The organism is Acinetobacter guillouiae CIP 63.46 (genome assembly GCF_000368145.1).
GTDB classification, from domain to species: Bacteria; Pseudomonadota; Gammaproteobacteria; order Pseudomonadales; family Moraxellaceae; genus Acinetobacter; species Acinetobacter guillouiae.
Genome location: NZ_KB849291.1, coordinates 58,591 through 73,921 on the forward strand (window position 1 = coordinate 58,591; position 15,331 = coordinate 73,921).

Here is a 15,331-nt window from a genome sequence, read left to right on the forward strand (position 1 = left end):
GAAATGCTCGCTGAACGTGGAGTGAATGTTGATCACACCACAATTTATCGCTGGGTTCAGCGTTATGCTCAAGAAATGGAAAAACGTTTACGTTGGTATTGGCGTAATCCTACAGATCGACATTTATGGCATATGGATGAAACTTACGTAAAAGTGAATGGCAAATGGGCATATCTATACCGTGCAGTTGACCAACGTGGCCATACTCTTGATTTCTATCTTTCTGCTAGACGAAATACCCATTCAGCTTATTGTTTTCTTGGTAAGATTTTGAATCATGTCAAAAAATGGCAGATTCCACGAGTCATAAACACTGATAAGGCTCATACCTATGGCCGTGCTTTGTCGCGACTAAAACAGGAAGGAAAGTGTCCTGAAGACCTGGACCATCGACAGATTAAATACAAGAATAACGTGATTGAATGTGATCATGGCAAGCTCAAACGGATCATCAAGGCTACGTTGGGATTCAAGTCTATGAAAACGGCTTATGCCACAATTAAAGGAATTGAGGTTATGCGTGCTCTACGCAAAGGACAAGCTTCATTATTTTATAACGGTAATATTCTAGGAGAAGTTTGGCTAGTAAATAGAGTTTTCGGTCTCTAAGCTTTTTTGAAGGGAAAATCATTGACTCAGATCCCTATTTGCAACAGTGCCGTCAAAACTGCAAGTATGCAGTCTTGACCAGGCATCTAGGGGTCGTCTCAGAATTCGGAAAATAAAGCACGCTAAGGCGTAGTCACCCCGTGACTCCCCCGCGCCGATGCAGCGAGCTTCGTTCCGTCTTGCAGTGACGCAATCAGCGGGCAGGAAACGTTCCCTTTCCGCGCATGGCAGGCGCACACCAGTTCAGACAGCACGGCCTCCATGCGTGCCAAGTCGGCCATCTTCTCGCGCACATCCTTGAGCTTGTGCTCGGCCAGGCCGCTGGCTTCCTCGCAATGGGTGCCATCCTCCAGCCGCAGTAGCTCGGCGATTTCGTCCAGGCTAAAGCCCAGCCGCTGGGCCGATTTCACGAACCGCACTCGTGTTACATCCGCCTCGCCATAGCGGCGAATGCTGCCATAGGGCTTGTCTGGCTCCGGCAGCAGGCCCTTGCGCTGGTAGAACCGGATGGTCTCCACATTGACCCCGGCCGCCTTGGCAAAAACGCCAATGGTCAGATTCTCAAAATTAATTTGCATATCGCTTGACTCCGTACATAACTACGGAAGTAAGCTTAAGCTATCCAAACCAAATTTGAAAGGACAAGCGTATGTCTGAACCACAAAACGGGCGCGGCGCGCTCTTCGCCGGTGGGCTGGCCGCCATTCTTGCGTCGGCCTGCTGCCTGGGGCCGCTGGTTTTGATCGCCTTGGGGTTCAGCGGGGCATGGATCGGCAACCTGACGGTATTGGAGCCGTATCGGCCGATCTTCATCGGCGCGGCGCTGGTTGCACTGTTCTTTGCCTGGCGGCGCATCGTCCGACCGACCGCAGCCTGCAAGCCGGGCGAGGTGTGCGCGATTCCGCAAGTGCGCACCACCTACAAGCTCATTTTCTGGTTCGTCGCCGTGTTGGTCTTGGTCGCGCTTGGTTTTCCCTACGTCATGCCATTTTTCTACTAATCAGGAGTTCATCATGAAAAAGCTGTTTGCCTCCCTCGCTCTCGCCGCTTTCGTTGCCCCCGTGTTCGCCGCCACTCAGACCGTCACGCTGTCCGTGCCTGGCATGACCTGCGCCTCTTGCCCGATCACTGTCAAGCACGCGCTTTCCAAGGTTGAGGGCGTGAGCAAGACCGACGTAAGTTTCGACAAGCGCCAGGCCGTCGTCACCTTCGACGATGCCAAGACCAACGTCCAGAAGTTGACCAAGGCGACCGAGGACGCGGGCTATCCGTCCAGCCTCAAACGCTGATCCGTTAACCGAACTCGGGAGCGACACATGGGACTCATCACGCGCATCGCTGGCAAAACCGGCGCGCTCGGCAGCGTCGTTTCCGCGATGGGCTGCGCCGCCTGTTTTCCTGCCATCGCCAGCTTTGGCGCGGCCATCGGACTGGGCTTCTTGAGCCAGTACGAGGGGCTATTCATTGGCATCCTGCTGCCGATGTTCGCCGGCATCACGTTACTCGCCAATGCTATCGCTTGGCTCAATCATCGACAGTGGCGACGCACGGCGCTCGGCACGATAGGCCCGATCTTGGTGCTGGCAGCGGTGTTTTTAATGCGGGCTTACGGCTGGCAGAGCGGTGGACTGCTCTATGTCGGCCTGGCCTTGATGGTTGGGGTGTCGGTCTGGGATTTCATCTCGCCAGCACATCGCCGCTGCGGGCCGGACAGCTGTGAATTGCCAGAACAACGTGGCTGACGGCAACAGCCGTAGCCACCACAGAAAAGGAAAAATACATGACCACCCTGAAAATCACCGGGATGACCTGCGACTCGTGCGCGGCTCACGTCAAGGAAGCCTTGGAGAAAGTGCCCGGCGTGCAATCGGCGCTGGTGTCCTATCCGAAGGGCACAGCGCAACTCGCCATTGAGGCGGGCACGTCATCGGATGCGCTGACTACCGCCGTGGCCGGACTGGGCTACGAGGCAACGCTTGCCGATGCGCCACCGACGGACAACCGCGCCGGCCTGCTCGACAAGATGCGCGGCTGGATAGGGGCCGCTGATAAGCCCAGTGGCAACGAACGCCCGTTGCAGGTCGTCGTCATTGGTAGCGGTGGCGCGGCAATGGCGGCAGCACTGAAGGCCGTCGAGCAAGGCGCGCACGTCTCGCTGATCGAGCGCGGCACCATCGGCGGCACCTGCGTCAACGTCGGCTGCGTGCCGTCCAAGATCATGATTCGCGCCGCCCACATCGCCCATTTACGTCGGGAAAGTCCGTTCGACGGCGGTATCGCGGCGACTGTGCCTGCGATTGACCGCAGCAAACTACTGGCCCAGCAGCAGGCGCGCGTCGAAGAACTGCGCCATGCCAAGTACGAAGGCATTCTGGACGGCAACCCGGCCATCACCGTTGTACATGGTGAGGCGCGTTTCAAGGATGAGCAGAGCCTGGTCGTCCGTTTAAACGATGGTGGCGAGCGCGTGGTAGCTTTCGACCGCTGCTTAGTCGCCACGGGTGCCAGCCCGGCCGTGCCGCCGATTCCAGGCCTGAAAGAGTCACCCTACTGGACTTCGACCGAGGCCCTGGTCAGCGACACCCTTCCCGAACGCCTAGCCGTGATCGGCTCGTCGGTGGTCGCGCTGGAACTGGCGCAAGCCTTCGCCCGGCTGGGCAGCCAGGTCACGATCCTAGCTCGCAACACGCTGTTCTTCCGCGACGACCCGGCCATCGGCGAGGCCGTTACAGCCGCGTTCCGTGCCGAAGGGATCAAGGTATTGGAACACACGCAAGCCAGCCAGGTCGCGCATGTGGACGGCGAATTCGTGCTGACCACCGGGTACGGTGAAATACGCGCCGACCAGCTGCTGGTCGCCACTGGCAGGGCACCGAACACGCGCAGCCTGGCATTGGAAGCGGCGGGAGTCGCTGCCAATGCGCAGGGGGCCATCGTCATCGACAAGGGCATGCGCACCAGTACGCCACACATTTATGCGGCTGGCGACTGCACCGACCAGCCTCAGTTCGTCTATGTGGCGGCAGCGGCCGGCACCCGTGCTGCGATCAACATGACTGGCGGCGATGCGGCCCTGGACCTGACCGCAATGCCGGCCGTGGTATTCACCGACCCGCAGGTCGCCACCGTGGGCTACAGCGAGGCGGAAGCACATCACGACGGGATCGAGACCGACAGTCGCACCTTGACCTTGGACAACGTGCCGCGTGCGCTTGCCAACTTCGACACACGCGGCTTCATCAAGCTGGTCATCGAGGAAGGTAGCGGACGGCTCATCGGCGTGCAAGCGGTGGCCCCGGAAGCGGGTGAACTGATCCAGACGGCGGTGCTCGCCATTCGCAACCGTATGACCGTGCAGGAACTGGCCGACCAATTGTTCCCCTACCTGACCATGGTCGAAGGGCTGAAGCTCGCGGCGCAGACCTTCAGCAAGGACGTGAAGCAGCTTTCGTGCTGCGCCGGATGAGGAAAAGGAGGTGTTCAATGAGCGCCTACACAGTGTCCCGGCTGGCCCTTGATGCCGGGGTGAGCGTGCATATCGTGCGCGACTACCTGCTGCGCGGATTGCTACGGCCGGTCGCGTGCACCACGGGCGGCTACGGCTTGTTCGATGACACCGCGTTGCAACGGCTGCGCTTTGTACGGGCTGCCTTCGAAGCGGGTATCGGCCTGGACGCACTGGCGCGGCTGTGCCGGGCGCTGGATGCTGCGGACGGTGACGGTGCGTCTGCGCAGCTTGCCGTGTTGCGGCAACTCGTCGAGCGTCGGCGCGAGGCCCTGGCCAGCCTCGAAATGCAACTGGCCGCCATGCCAACCGAACCGGCACAGCACGCGGAGAGTCTGCCATGAACAGCCCAGAGCACTTGCCGTCTGAGACGCACAAACCGATCACCGGCTACTTGTGGGGCGCGCTGGCCGTGCTCACCTGTCCCTGCCATTTGCCGATTCTCGCCATTGTGCTAGCCGGCACGACGGCCGGCGCGTTCATCGGGGAGCACTGGGGTATTGCAGCCCTCACGCTGACCGGCTTGTTTGTCCTGTCTGTGACGCGGCTGCTGCGGGCCTTCAAGGGAAGATCATGACCGCTTCCCAGCCAGCCGAGAGTGGGCAGCTTTGAGCTTCGCTACCAATCTGGAGGAGTACCACCATGAACGCAAACGCCCCGAACACTGCCAGTTGCACCACCTGCTGCGTATGCTGCAAAGAAATTCCGCTCGATGCCGCCTTCACCCCGGAAGGCGCGGAATACGTCGAACATTTCTGCGGGCTGGATTGCTATGAACGCTTCCAGGCACGCGCCAAGGCCGCGACAGAATCTGACATTGCGCCTGTCCCTGGCGGTTCGCAGCCGTCAGATTGAAGCATTCTTCAAATTAACATAGGGACTGGCTTTGTTGCATAAAGGTTTGAAAGATAGAGCGATCCTAATTGAGCCAAATTCAAGTGACAACTTGGGTGTGAGGGCGCCCCAATTCTGTGAATTTGTTCAAGACGGCTACGCGTGCATGAATCTCATTCACCTGACTAGGAAAACTCCTTGCTGTTAATTTATCGCCTAATAATTTGATGCAATGCATCTTGGTTTCCACCAAACTTCGACGATGATAACCAGACCACTTTTTCCAAAGTGACCTTCCTAGCAGTTTGACTGTTTTCAATAACTCATTTCGTTCTATAGACCTGACTTGCTGATCTTTCCAAGGCTTTGCATTCTTCCTGGGTGGAATGACCGCATGTGCATCACGATTTAAAATGACTTGTCGGCAGTGCTTTGTGTCATAAGCACCATCTGTATAGACTGAATCAATTCGTTCATCCAAGGGAACTTGAGAAAGTAAATCTTCGAGCACTTGTGAATCGCTGACATTATTTGTCGTGAGTTGTACTGCACGTATTTGAAGGGTTTCAGCTTCTATAGCAATATGGAGCTTACGCCATTGGCGACGATATTCAGATCCATGTTTCTTGCATTTCCATTCACCTTCACCTAGAAACTTCAAGCCAGTAGAGTCCACGAGTAGATGCAGACCATCTCTACTTTTTTGGTAGCTAATTGTAATATCTGAATAGCCACTGATTTTGTAGGCACCTTTCAGTCCATCTAGTGACTAATTAATTTGTTTTAAATACCGATAGACAGCCTGTCTACTGATACCAAACGCTTTTGCCAGATCAACTTTTGATGAATACTTCCCTTCTTTCCAGGCTTGCAGTAATGCTTTAGCTTGATCTGGATTCAATTTATGGACACGACCTTTATATTTGCCCTGAGCTGCTGCGATCTTAATCCCTTCTTTCTGACGTTCTAAGATAATTTCCCGCTCGAATTGAGCAAAAGCACCCATCAGTTGCAGCATCAAATTATCCATCGGCGTGGATTGGGCAGTAAAAGTAATATTCTCTTTTACAAACTGGATGGCGATCCCTCGTTTGACCAGTTTATCTACTTCAGTGACCAAATCTTTCAGGCTTCGCGCAAAACGATCCATGGAATGTACAATCACCCTGTCCCCTTCCCGGACATAGTTCAACATTTCCTGAAATTTAGGTCGGTCAGTATTTTTACCTGAAGCACGGTCAACAAAAATCCGGTCGACTTCAATTCCCTCAAGTTGACGTCCAGTGTTTTGCTCGACAGAACTTACCCGGATATACCCTACTTTTTGGCCTTTCAATTTTTCACGCCCCAATTGGATAAAAATGAACAATTTCGTAAATTATAAATCTTTAATACTAAAGTTACATGTTATTTATTATTAAAAATCATTTAAATGATACATAATTTCATGAACTTTCAGATTGTAACTTTAGGGTACACTCTAAATCTACATATTTAAATAACGAGTTTTTTCTCACTCATAAGAATTTGTAAGAATATATATACATTTATTGACATTAAGTAATTTAAATAAAATCAATATACGTATTTGCATATATGTGGAAATACGTATATAAATATATCTGAGTTTCTAATAGCAGAGTCAGTCAAAATGTTCTCGACCATAAAGATTTATCACAATCCTGAGTGTGGTACATCAAGGAATACCTTAGCTTTAATTCAAAATGCAGGAATTGAACCAATCGTTATTGAATATCTAATTACCCCACCTTCGAAAGCAGAATTAATTGAACTTATTCGTAGTGCTGGTTTAAGTGTTAGAGAAGCAATTCGTAAAAATGTACCTCCATATTCTGATTTAGAAATTGTTCGGGAAGATTGGTCTGATGAACAGCTTTTAAATTTTATGCTTCAACATCCTATTTTGATTAACCGCCCATTCGTTGTTACGGATTTAGGTACACGTTTGTGTCGTCCTTCTGAAGTTGTTTTGGATATTCTCCCGTTTCCTCAGAAAGGCGCATTTAGCAAAGAAGATGGTGAAAAAATTATTGATGAAAATGGCCTAAGAATTAAATAGCACTTTCTCATCTCTTGAATGGAAAGAATGTGAAGGAGACTTATATGGATCAAGTTAATTTTTTTAAATGCTTATCAGATGAAACACGTCTCAATATAGTGACATTAATTGTTGAAAATAAAGAACTATGTGTATGTGATTTGACTGAAAAACTACAACTCAGTCAACCTAAAATTTCAAGACATTTAGCCCTTTTACGTGCTTCAGGGCTACTTCAAGATCGCAGACAAGGCCAATGGGTTTACTACAGTATCAATCCAAAATTGGCCAACTGGTGTTATGAAATTTTAGATATTTTGAAGACGGTTCAATCTCAATCAAAGCTGGATGATCAACACCCCCTTTCTGTAAATAGTTATTGTGAGTAATTCAATGAAATTTTTATTTTTATGTACTGGAAATAGCTGCCGTAGCATTTTGTCTGAAGTTTTGTTTAATAGCCGAGCACCAGAAGGTTGGAAAGCCTATAGCGCTGGGAGTAAGCCTTCAGGTCAAGTTCACCCGCTAACTTTAGAAACCCTTGAAAACTTAGGGTTATCTACTGAAGGTTTATGGAGTAAAACGATTGATGACTGTGAACAGTACCAACCTGATGTTGTGATCACGGTATGTGACTCTGCTGCTCAAGAAGCCTGTCCACTTTATTTGGGTGGAGCAATCAAGGCACATTGGGGCCTAGCTGATCCTTCACACCTGGAAGTAAATAAAGAAGAAAAAATGAAAGCTTTTATGACCACTGTTGAACATATCAACCGTCGTTTAGATGCTTTATTTGCCCTAGATGTAAATAAACTTTCTCGTCCTGAACTCATTGCTGAAATCAATAAAATTTCGAATGTTGAGTAAGAGATATGTCTGAAAAACGCTTATCCTTTTTAGATCGTAACCTGACGCTATGGATTTTTATTGCCATGGCTCTAGGTATTGCAATCGGAAACTTCTTTCCGCAAGCTTCTGTCGCACTCGATCAATTAAGTATCAACTCTGTGAATATTCCAATTGCAGTTGGTCTTATTCTGATGATGTATCCCCCCCTGGCAAAAGTGAACTATGCGACGTTGCCACAAGTATTTAAAGATAAAAAAACACTAACTTTATCTTTAATACAAAACTGGCTAATTGCCCCAGTACTGATGTTTGCTCTGGCTATTATATTTTTACATAGCTATCCCGAATATATGACTGGTGTCATCCTAATTGGTCTAGCTCGATGTATTGCCATGGTATTGGTTTGGAATGGCCTAGCTTGTGGTGATAATCAATATGTTGCAGCCTTAGTTGCCTTTAACAGTATCTTCCAGATTTTATTCTTCAGTACCTATGCCTGGTTATTCCTGACCTTCCTTCCACCCTATTTTGGTGTCGCTTCGCAGGTCATTAATGTCGATTTCTGGACCATCACCCATGCTGTTCTGGTTTATCTTGGTATTCCGTTCTTATTAGGTTTCTTAACGCGATGGATTTTGGTGAAACAGAAAGGCGTGGAATGGTATGAAACCAAGTTCATTCCGAAAATCAGTCCGCTGAGTTTAATGGCTTTGCTGTTCACCATTCTGGCCATGTTTAGCCTAAAAGGCGGTGATGTCGTGAGTCTTCCGCTTGAAGTTTTACGCATCGCGATTCCTTTAACCATTTACTTCGTTTTAATGTTCTTCATCAGTTTCTTTATGAGTAAATGGATGGGCAATGACTATCCTAAGACCACAGCAATTGCATTTACCGCAGCGGGGAATAATTTTGAATTATCACTTGCAGTAGCGATTGCAACTTTTGGTATCGCGTCCCCTGTTGCTTTTACCACGATTATTGGCCCACTGGTCGAAGTTCCTGTGTTGATTGCCTTGGTGAGTGTTTCACTCTGGCTGAGAAAGAAAGTTTTTAAAGAGGCCTAACTCTATGAATCTCCCAAATGTAGATCTAAATCTTCTTGAGCAACCCACCTTTGAAAAAGTTCAAGCCAAAGAACTTGCTCATCCTCCGCGAATTTTGCTGCTGTATGGCTCTAATCGAGAACGTTCTTACAGTCGCCTTGCAGTTCTTGAAGCCGGTCGAATCCTTGAGCATTTTGGGGCGGAAATAAAAATCTTTCATCCTAAAGGGCTTCCTTTACCAGAAGATGCGGATACTGAGCATCCAAAAGTAAAAGAGTTGCATGAGCTTTTAGCATGGTCAGAAGGCATGGTCTGGTGTTCACCTGAACGCCATGGTTCTATGAGTTCCATCTTTAAATCTCAAATCGACTGGATTCCACTGGCAGGAGGGGCAATCCGTGCAACCCAAGGTAAAACTCTTGCCTTGATGCAAGTCAGTGGCGGATCACAGTCCTTTAACAGCCTGAACCAGATGCGTATTTTGGGGCGGTGGATGCGGATGATCACCATTCCAAATCAGTCTTCAGTTCCAAAAGCTTTTTTGGAGTTTGAAGAAGATGGACGAATGAAACCTTCGGCTTTCTATGACCGGATTGTGGATGTGATGGAAGAGTTATTTAAGTTCACCCTACTGACTCGTGGACAAAGCAAATACCTGACAGATCGTTATTCAGAACGTAAGGAATCAGCTGAAGAATTATCTAAACGTGTCAATCAGCGCAGTTTGTAAGCTGCCAGGTGATCTTAAATGCAAAAGAGACATTCTAAATTAATCATTCTTGGCTCAGGTCCTGCGGGTTACAGCGCTGCGGTATATGCAGCACGGGCTAATCTTAAACCCACTTTAGTTGCAGGCTTACAACTCGGTGGTCAATTAACCACGACCACTGAAGTCGATAACTGGCCGGGTGATCCAGAAGGTTTAACAGGCCCCGCACTCATGGAACGTATGCAAGCGCATGCGGAACGTTTTGGCACCGAAATCGTCTATGACCATATCAGTAAAGTGGATTTAAGCGTTCGTCCATTCGTGCTGAAAGGCGATATGGAAGAACTCACCTGTGATGCCCTGATTATTGCCACAGGTGCAACGGCACAATACTTAGGTCTTGAGTCTGAAGCCAAATTCATGGGGCAAGGTGTAAGTGCCTGTGCAACTTGTGACGGTTTCTTCTATAAGAACCAGAAGGTGATGGTTGTAGGCGGTGGTAACACTGCGGTTGAAGAGGCGCTTTACCTGTCTAATATTGCAGCTCACGTGACTTTAGTACATCGCCGAGATTCATTGCGTTCTGAAAAAATTCTACAAGACCATCTTTTTGCAAAACAGAAAGAAGGCAAAATTAGCATTCTTTGGAACAATCAAGTGGATGAAGTGTTAGGCGATAACACCGGAGTAACTGGAGTGCGTTTAAAATCCACTGTAGATGGATCAAAGCAAGATATTGAGGTACAGGGTTTATTCGTGGCAATTGGTCACAAACCAAATACTGAGATGTTTTCAGCGCAACTTGAGTTACGTGATGGCTATATTCAGATCCAAAGCGGAACAGCGGGGAATGCCACTGCTACTTCAGTGCAAGGTGTATTCGCTGCCGGTGATGTGGCTGATTCAGTTTATCGCCAAGCGATTACTTCAGCAGGCTCCGGTTGTATGGCTGCATTAGATGCTGAAAAATATCTTGATAGTTTAAGTTGATTTTGATGTTGTCATAAAAATATAGTGAATATTGTAAAAGCCCAGTCTTCAGGATTGGGTTTTTATATTAAAGAAAAAATAAAAGGGGACAAGGCTTTGAATCAGAAACAGACGGAAACTGATGTCATCATTATCGGTGGTGGACAGGCAGCTTTATCTACAGCTTATTTTTTAAAGCGAAAAAAAATACCATTTATTATTTTAGATGATCAAAATCAAGCAGGTGGAGCCTGGTTACATGCTTGGAATTCTTTGCGTCTGTTTTCACCGAATAGCTGGAGTTCCTTACCAGGTTGGGTTATGCCGAATACAGAACAAACGTATCCGACCAAGAAAGAAGTTATTGAATACTTGCAGCAATATGAGCAGCGTTACCACTTTCCGATTATTCGTCCTGTATATGTTGATCACGTCAAAAGCGAAGGAGAAGTATTGAGTGTGCATGCAGGTGAACAGACATGGAGAGCCAAGGCTGTAATCAGTGCAACGGGCACCTGGAGTCATCCTTATATCCCATCTTACCCTGGCCAAGAAAATTTCAAAGGTCTGCAATTACACTCCGCCCATTATCAAAATGCAGAACTTTTTAAAGATAAGCACGTCATGATAGTCGGTGGTGGAAATTCTGGAGCACAAATTTTGGCTGAAGTTTCCCAAGTGGCAGACACTCTTTGGATCACGCCAACACCTCCTCAATTTTTAGCAGATGATGTTGATGGCCGTGTACTGTTTTTACGTGCGACAGAGCGTTTAAAGGCACAATTAGAAGGCCGTACAATAGATCAGCCTGTTGGCGGTCTGGGTGATATTGTCATGATTGATTCAGTCAAAGATGCACGTGCACGAGGCGTTTTACATAGTGAGCGCCCATTTTCGGTTTTTACGGAAAATGGCGTGATTTGGGAAGATGGATCTTTTCAACAGGTTGATGCAGTGATTTGGTGTACTGGATTTAAAGCGACTTTAGACCATTTAAAGCCACTTGGAATAGTAGAGGAAAATAATACGATACTGGTTGAAGGAAGCAGATCAGTCAAACAATCTAACCTATGGTTAGTAGGATATGGTGAATGGACCGGACCTGGTTCAGCGACACTGGTGGGTGTTTCAAGGGCAGCGAGAGCCACAGTGGATGAAATCGTTGCTTATCTACACGAAGTTGATACTAAAAATTCTTTAGAAAAATAAGCTATCTACTCCCTTAGATGATTTTAAAGCCAATTCTTTTACTTTCATGCTTCAGCTATATCAGGTGAGTTAAAGTAATTCCATTTTCATAATTTTAGTCGCCCTACCTAATTATAAATACCAAGCCTTGAATAGATAAAAAATCTATTCAAGGCTTTAGTGTCATCTCAATAAAAGTACAGGTTTTATTGAGCTTGACAACAATTTGGTCGTCGTACTCCCAATAAAAAACTGGCGTATCTTTGAGTGACCATATGCACCAACCACCATCATATCAATAGCGTTTTTCTCTTGGTAATCTAATATTGATTTATCGACATCACCTTCAAGTACGATATCAATTACATTAAAACCATTATTTGCAAGCAGCTCTTTTGCCCAAGTAACTTGAGATGTCATATCACTATTTGGCTTACCAACATATACCACATGAGCTGTCAGGGTTTTTAATAAAGGACTATTTGCAATTTTGTCTACACAAATACGTGCAGTAGGACTTCCATCAAAAGCAATTAAAAAAGACTTAGGTGGACTAAAGGGTGCAGATGTTATTAATACGGGTTTATGAAGGGCACGAACAACATTTTCAATATGGGTTCCAACTTTACTGGAATCATGCTCGGTTTCAGTTCCATGCTTCCCCATAATAAGAACTCGAATGTCTTCTTCCATTCCCATAATTGTTTCTAAAAGACTGCCGTGACGTTGAAAACTTTGAGCATCAATAGAGAACTTCTCCAATAGATAATTCTTTGCTTCCCGAAGAAGAATTTGGCCATGCTCTAGCTCAATCTTCCCCTTACGCTCTTCAAGTTCAACCAACTCATTTAGCAATGTTTCTCGACTTCCCAAGCCGATTGCACCGCTTAAATCTTGTGGTGCTTTCGCTTTTGGCTTATCAATAACATGTAATAACTTAAGCGGTGAACTAAGTTTATCGCTAAACCAAGCTGCATAATCACAAACGGTATTTGTTGCTAATGATCCATCAATACATGCAATAATTTTTGACATAATTCATCCCTCTTAGTGGCTATTTAAGCGATCTAAAGCATCTGGCTTATCATGGATACCAAACTTATCGACTAAGGTTTTGCTGGCTTCATTCATTCCAATAAGTTCGACTTCTGTTCCTTCACGTCTAAACTTAATGACCACTTTATCTACGGCAGCGACCGCAGACACATCCCAGAAGTGAGCCTGGCTAACATCAATCACAACTTTTGAAAGTGCTTCTTTGAAATCAAATGCAGAAGTAAATTTATCTGCTGAGCTGAAGAACACTTGACCTGTTACCGTATAAATACGGGTATTTTCAGGTTCATTAAATTCGGACTGAATTGCCATGTAGCGTTCAATTTTATTGGCAAAAAATAATGCAGAAAGAAGTACACCGACTAATACGCCATAAGCCAAGTTATGTGTTGCAACGACCACGACGACTGTAACGATCATCACGATATTGCTAGAAACTGGATATTGGCGAATATTTCGTAATGAATCCCAGTTAAATGTTCCGATTGCTACCATGATCATGACCGCAACCAGTGCAGCCATTGGAATGACTTTGAGCCAGTCACTGATAAACACCACCATAATTAACAGGAAGACCCCAGCACTAAATGATGATAAACGGGTACGTCCACCAGATTTCACATTAATAATGGATTGACCAATCATGGCACAGCCTGCCATTCCGCCTAAAAAGCCAGATGCGACATTGGCAACACCTTGTCCTTTACACTCACGGTTTTTATCACTATTGGTATCGGTTAAATCATCCACAATTGTTGCGGTCATCATAGATTCAAGCAAACCGACGGCTGCTAATCCCAGTGAATAAGGCAAAATAATAGCTAAAGTTTCAAGATTTAAAGGAATATCAGGAAGTAAGAAAATTGGTAGCGTATCTGGTAATTGCCCCATATCGCCTACGGTTCTTACATCTAAACCAATGAACAAGGCAAAGAGCGTAAGGAGGACAATACAAATGAGCGGAGAGGGTAAAAGCTTCCCTATCACTGGGATATAAGGGAATAGATAAATAATAGCTAAACCTCCAACTGTCATCGCATAGACATGCCATGTCACATTGGTGAGTTCAGGCAATTGAGCCATAAAAATTAGAATAGCTAAGGCATTCACAAAGCCAATCACGACTGACTTTGATACAAACCGCATCAGAGCACCTAATTTTAGATAACCTGCTAGGATTTGAATAAATCCTGTCAAAATTGTGGCTGCTAATAAGTATTGCAGACCATGGTCTTTAACCAGTGTGACCATTAATAAAGCCATTGCACCAGTTGCAGCAGAAATCATACCAGGGCGACCACCTACGAAAGCAATCACAACTGCAATACAGAATGAAGCATATAGCCCGACTTTAGGATCGACACCTGCAATGATGGAGAAGGCAATTGCTTCAGGAATTAGAGCCAAAGCAACAACAATACCCGCAAGAACATCCCCGCGAATATTGGAGAACCATTGTTCTCGAATAGTGGATAACATGAAAATAGCCTATTTTTTTAAATTTTAGGAAAGGCTAGTGATGTGATATATGACACACAAGCTACTACACCACATCACTAGACAGTGATGAGTTATTTACTGAATTAAGAGGTAAATAAACTTATGGTGGCGTAAGTGTCATATTAAGAAAGATATCTATTTTGGAGGATTTCGGGGGCAATGATAGCAGCTAGGTCCTTTTATATCCACCCTAGCCGCAATTTGAAAGAAAATATAGGACACTTCTGCAAATAAAAATTTGAGTCAATGATGTTCCCTTGAAGAAATGGATTTGAACAACCATCAAAAATAGCAGTTAAAGACAGCTACTTTTATTTTGTACATGCTTATTTTATTGGGATTGCGCTTAAGTGATATAAATTTTACAAAGGGTAGATAAAAATTGATACTTTTTCTTAGATCAACACTTTAGTGTAACTTTAGAGCATACTTTAAAGTTACACAAAACATCTATATGAAGACTAAAGTCCAAATTAGTGTTTATGTTGGTTCAATGTATTACATTTCGTATTTTCTATTTGTAACGTAATTTCAGTAATATTATGATTATGTTTTAGAACTTCTAAGGCCTTTTGATAGAGTTGATCTGTATTGCTATTCGGAGCAACCAAATGAGCAGTTAAATGAATATTTCTTGAGGATATAGCCCAGACTTTCAACTGATGAATCCCTTCAACGCCCTCTAGCTTCAATAAATCATTTCTTAACGACTCAATATCAATCTCATCAGGAACTCCTTCAAGCAGAATATGAATACTTTGTTTTAATAAAATCCAAGTTCGAGGTAAGACCCAGAAGCCAATTAACACAGCGATTACGGTATCAACCCACATCCACTGGGTAAAATAAATAGGCACTGTTGCAAATAGGCTGACATGATAAGCTAAATATCTTATTTATTTCGAGATACAGCAGATGAATCCCTTCCACGGTCGGCACTTTCAAGGTGAAATCATTCTTTGGGCTGTTCGTTGGTATTGTAAATATGGCATCAGCTATCGTGAACTTCA

19 protein-coding genes and 3 pseudogenes are annotated in these 15,331 nt (G+C 45.9%); 16 read left to right on the forward strand and 6 right to left on the reverse strand.

Annotated features, from left to right (window positions below):
- A partial coding sequence (locus F981_RS22780) for an IS6-like element IS1007 family transposase (protein ID WP_004726764.1) occupies window positions 1-609 on the forward strand: 609 nt, incomplete at its 5' end.
- A gap of 122 nt (window positions 610-731) precedes the next feature.
- Here the strand turns inward: F981_RS22780 and merR are convergent.
- Window positions 732-1,187 carry an Hg(II)-responsive transcriptional regulator gene (gene merR, locus F981_RS22785; RefSeq protein ID WP_001166628.1) on the reverse strand — a complete coding sequence of 152 codons (456 nt, stop codon included), beginning with the start codon at window positions 1,185-1,187 and terminating at the stop codon, window positions 732-734.
- Window positions 1,188-1,258: 71 nt separating this feature from the next.
- Between merR and merT the strand changes: the two genes are divergently transcribed.
- The 7 genes from merT to F981_RS23560 all read left to right on the forward strand — a co-directional run bounded on the left by merT (window position 1,259) and on the right by F981_RS23560 (window position 4,969).
- Entirely contained in the window at window positions 1,259-1,609 is a 351-nt protein-coding gene (merT, locus tag F981_RS22790) for a mercuric ion transporter MerT (RefSeq protein ID WP_001294659.1), read from the forward strand.
- Window positions 1,610-1,622: 13 nt separating this feature from the next.
- On the forward strand, window positions 1,623-1,898 hold the full coding sequence (gene merP, locus F981_RS23545; protein ID WP_004178136.1) for a mercury resistance system periplasmic binding protein MerP: 276 nt from the start codon (window positions 1,623-1,625) through the stop codon (window positions 1,896-1,898).
- A gap of 27 nt (window positions 1,899-1,925) precedes the next feature.
- On the forward strand, window positions 1,926-2,351 hold the full coding sequence (gene merC / locus F981_RS22800; RefSeq protein ID WP_000522997.1) for an organomercurial transporter MerC: 426 nt from the start codon (window positions 1,926-1,928) through the stop codon (window positions 2,349-2,351).
- 38 nt (window positions 2,352-2,389) lie between these two features.
- On the forward strand, window positions 2,390-4,075 hold the full coding sequence (merA, locus tag F981_RS22805) for a mercury(II) reductase (RefSeq protein ID WP_004644736.1): 1,686 nt from the start codon (window positions 2,390-2,392) through the stop codon (window positions 4,073-4,075).
- Between the two features lie 17 nt (window positions 4,076-4,092).
- Window positions 4,093-4,458: a mercury resistance co-regulator MerD gene (gene merD / locus F981_RS22810; RefSeq protein WP_001277463.1), complete on the forward strand. Its 366-nt coding sequence runs from the start codon at window positions 4,093-4,095 to the stop codon at window positions 4,456-4,458.
- Complete coding sequence (gene merE, locus F981_RS23550) at window positions 4,455-4,691, forward strand: broad-spectrum mercury transporter MerE (protein ID WP_001087807.1); 237 nt, start codon at window positions 4,455-4,457, stop codon at window positions 4,689-4,691. Before merD ends, merE begins: the two co-directional genes overlap by 4 nt.
- Window positions 4,692-4,756: 65 nt before the next feature.
- On the forward strand, window positions 4,757-4,969 hold the full coding sequence (locus F981_RS23560; protein ID WP_000993245.1) for a DUF3330 domain-containing protein: 213 nt from the start codon (window positions 4,757-4,759) through the stop codon (window positions 4,967-4,969).
- Window positions 4,970-5,048: 79 nt separating this feature from the next.
- Here the strand turns inward: F981_RS23560 and F981_RS22815 are convergent.
- Together F981_RS22815 and F981_RS22820 are read right to left on the reverse strand one after the other, a co-directional pair.
- Window positions 5,049-5,672 (reverse strand): annotated as a pseudogene (locus F981_RS22815) (IS5 family transposase); the annotation flags it as partial.
- A gap of 45 nt (window positions 5,673-5,717) precedes the next feature.
- Window positions 5,718-6,284 (reverse strand): recombinase family protein, encoded by a 567-nt coding sequence (locus F981_RS22820; protein WP_180029048.1) that lies wholly within the window; start codon window positions 6,282-6,284, stop codon window positions 5,718-5,720.
- Between the two features lie 315 nt (window positions 6,285-6,599).
- Between F981_RS22820 and arsC the strand changes: the two genes are divergently transcribed.
- From arsC to F981_RS22855, 7 genes are all read left to right on the forward strand, one after another.
- A complete protein-coding gene (arsC, locus tag F981_RS22825) occupies window positions 6,600-7,028 on the forward strand; it encodes an arsenate reductase (glutaredoxin) (RefSeq protein ID WP_004644743.1) in 429 nt (142 codons plus the stop codon).
- Window positions 7,029-7,072: 44 nt separating this feature from the next.
- On the forward strand, window positions 7,073-7,396 hold the full coding sequence (locus F981_RS22830; RefSeq protein WP_004644742.1) for a metalloregulator ArsR/SmtB family transcription factor: 324 nt from the start codon (window positions 7,073-7,075) through the stop codon (window positions 7,394-7,396).
- Between the two features lie 4 nt (window positions 7,397-7,400).
- The gene (locus F981_RS22835) at window positions 7,401-7,874 is read left to right on the forward strand and encodes an arsenate reductase ArsC (RefSeq protein ID WP_004726772.1); all 474 of its coding nucleotides are present in this window, start codon (window positions 7,401-7,403) and stop codon (window positions 7,872-7,874) included.
- A 5-nt stretch (window positions 7,875-7,879) separates the two neighbouring features.
- Window positions 7,880-8,920 (forward strand): ACR3 family arsenite efflux transporter, encoded by a 1,041-nt coding sequence (gene arsB / locus F981_RS22840; protein WP_004726774.1) that lies wholly within the window; start codon window positions 7,880-7,882, stop codon window positions 8,918-8,920.
- Between the two features lie 4 nt (window positions 8,921-8,924).
- The gene (gene arsH, locus F981_RS22845) at window positions 8,925-9,629 is read left to right on the forward strand and encodes an arsenical resistance protein ArsH (RefSeq protein ID WP_004644739.1); all 705 of its coding nucleotides are present in this window, start codon (window positions 8,925-8,927) and stop codon (window positions 9,627-9,629) included.
- 18 nt (window positions 9,630-9,647) lie between these two features.
- Complete coding sequence (gene trxB, locus F981_RS22850; RefSeq protein ID WP_004726777.1) at window positions 9,648-10,598, forward strand: thioredoxin-disulfide reductase; 951 nt, start codon at window positions 9,648-9,650, stop codon at window positions 10,596-10,598.
- 96 nt (window positions 10,599-10,694) lie between these two features.
- Window positions 10,695-11,786: an ArsO family NAD(P)H-dependent flavin-containing monooxygenase gene (locus tag F981_RS22855; RefSeq protein ID WP_425265714.1), complete on the forward strand. Its 1,092-nt coding sequence runs from the start codon at window positions 10,695-10,697 to the stop codon at window positions 11,784-11,786.
- 162 nt (window positions 11,787-11,948) lie between these two features.
- On the opposite strand, the gene F981_RS22860 is transcribed toward F981_RS22855, so the two are convergent.
- The 3 genes and pseudogenes from F981_RS22860 to F981_RS22870 all read right to left on the reverse strand — a co-directional run.
- Window positions 11,949-12,800, reverse strand: coding sequence for a universal stress protein (locus tag F981_RS22860; protein WP_004726781.1), 852 nt, complete (start codon window positions 12,798-12,800; stop codon window positions 11,949-11,951).
- Between the two features lie 12 nt (window positions 12,801-12,812).
- Window positions 12,813-14,300 (reverse strand): SulP family inorganic anion transporter, encoded by a 1,488-nt coding sequence (locus F981_RS22865; RefSeq protein WP_004726783.1) that lies wholly within the window; start codon window positions 14,298-14,300, stop codon window positions 12,813-12,815.
- 494 nt (window positions 14,301-14,794) lie between these two features.
- Window positions 14,795-15,178, reverse strand: a pseudogene (locus F981_RS22870) (cation diffusion facilitator family transporter); the annotation flags it as partial.
- Between the two features lie 58 nt (window positions 15,179-15,236).
- On the opposite strand from F981_RS22870, the pseudogene F981_RS23810 reads away from it, so the two are divergent.
- Window positions 15,237-15,331 (forward strand): annotated as a pseudogene (locus tag F981_RS23810) (IS6 family transposase); the annotation flags it as partial.

Excerpts from the sequence above, each read along its gene's own strand:
- merR (WP_001166628.1), bottom strand. The coding sequence starts at position 1,187 with ATGCAAATTAATTTTGAGAATCTGACCATTGGCGTTTTTGCCAAGGCG.
- merT (WP_001294659.1), top strand. The coding sequence starts at position 1,259 with ATGTCTGAACCACAAAACGGGCGCGGCGCGCTCTTCGCCGGTGGGCTG.
- merP (WP_004178136.1), top strand. The coding sequence starts at position 1,623 with ATGAAAAAGCTGTTTGCCTCCCTCGCTCTCGCCGCTTTCGTTGCCCCC.
- merC (WP_000522997.1), top strand. The coding sequence starts at position 1,926 with ATGGGACTCATCACGCGCATCGCTGGCAAAACCGGCGCGCTCGGCAGC.
- merA (WP_004644736.1), top strand. The coding sequence starts at position 2,390 with ATGACCACCCTGAAAATCACCGGGATGACCTGCGACTCGTGCGCGGCT.
- merD (WP_001277463.1), top strand. The coding sequence starts at position 4,093 with ATGAGCGCCTACACAGTGTCCCGGCTGGCCCTTGATGCCGGGGTGAGC.
- merE (WP_001087807.1), top strand. The coding sequence starts at position 4,455 with ATGAACAGCCCAGAGCACTTGCCGTCTGAGACGCACAAACCGATCACC.
- F981_RS23560 (WP_000993245.1), top strand. The coding sequence starts at position 4,757 with ATGAACGCAAACGCCCCGAACACTGCCAGTTGCACCACCTGCTGCGTA.
- arsC (WP_004644743.1), top strand. The coding sequence starts at position 6,600 with ATGTTCTCGACCATAAAGATTTATCACAATCCTGAGTGTGGTACATCA.
- F981_RS22830 (WP_004644742.1), top strand. The coding sequence starts at position 7,073 with ATGGATCAAGTTAATTTTTTTAAATGCTTATCAGATGAAACACGTCTC.
- F981_RS22835 (WP_004726772.1), top strand. The coding sequence starts at position 7,401 with ATGAAATTTTTATTTTTATGTACTGGAAATAGCTGCCGTAGCATTTTG.
- arsB (WP_004726774.1), top strand. The coding sequence starts at position 7,880 with ATGTCTGAAAAACGCTTATCCTTTTTAGATCGTAACCTGACGCTATGG.
- arsH (WP_004644739.1), top strand. The coding sequence starts at position 8,925 with ATGAATCTCCCAAATGTAGATCTAAATCTTCTTGAGCAACCCACCTTT.
- trxB (WP_004726777.1), top strand. The coding sequence starts at position 9,648 with ATGCAAAAGAGACATTCTAAATTAATCATTCTTGGCTCAGGTCCTGCG.
- F981_RS22860 (WP_004726781.1), bottom strand. The coding sequence starts at position 12,800 with ATGTCAAAAATTATTGCATGTATTGATGGATCATTAGCAACAAATACC.
- F981_RS22865 (WP_004726783.1), bottom strand. The coding sequence starts at position 14,300 with ATGTTATCCACTATTCGAGAACAATGGTTCTCCAATATTCGCGGGGAT.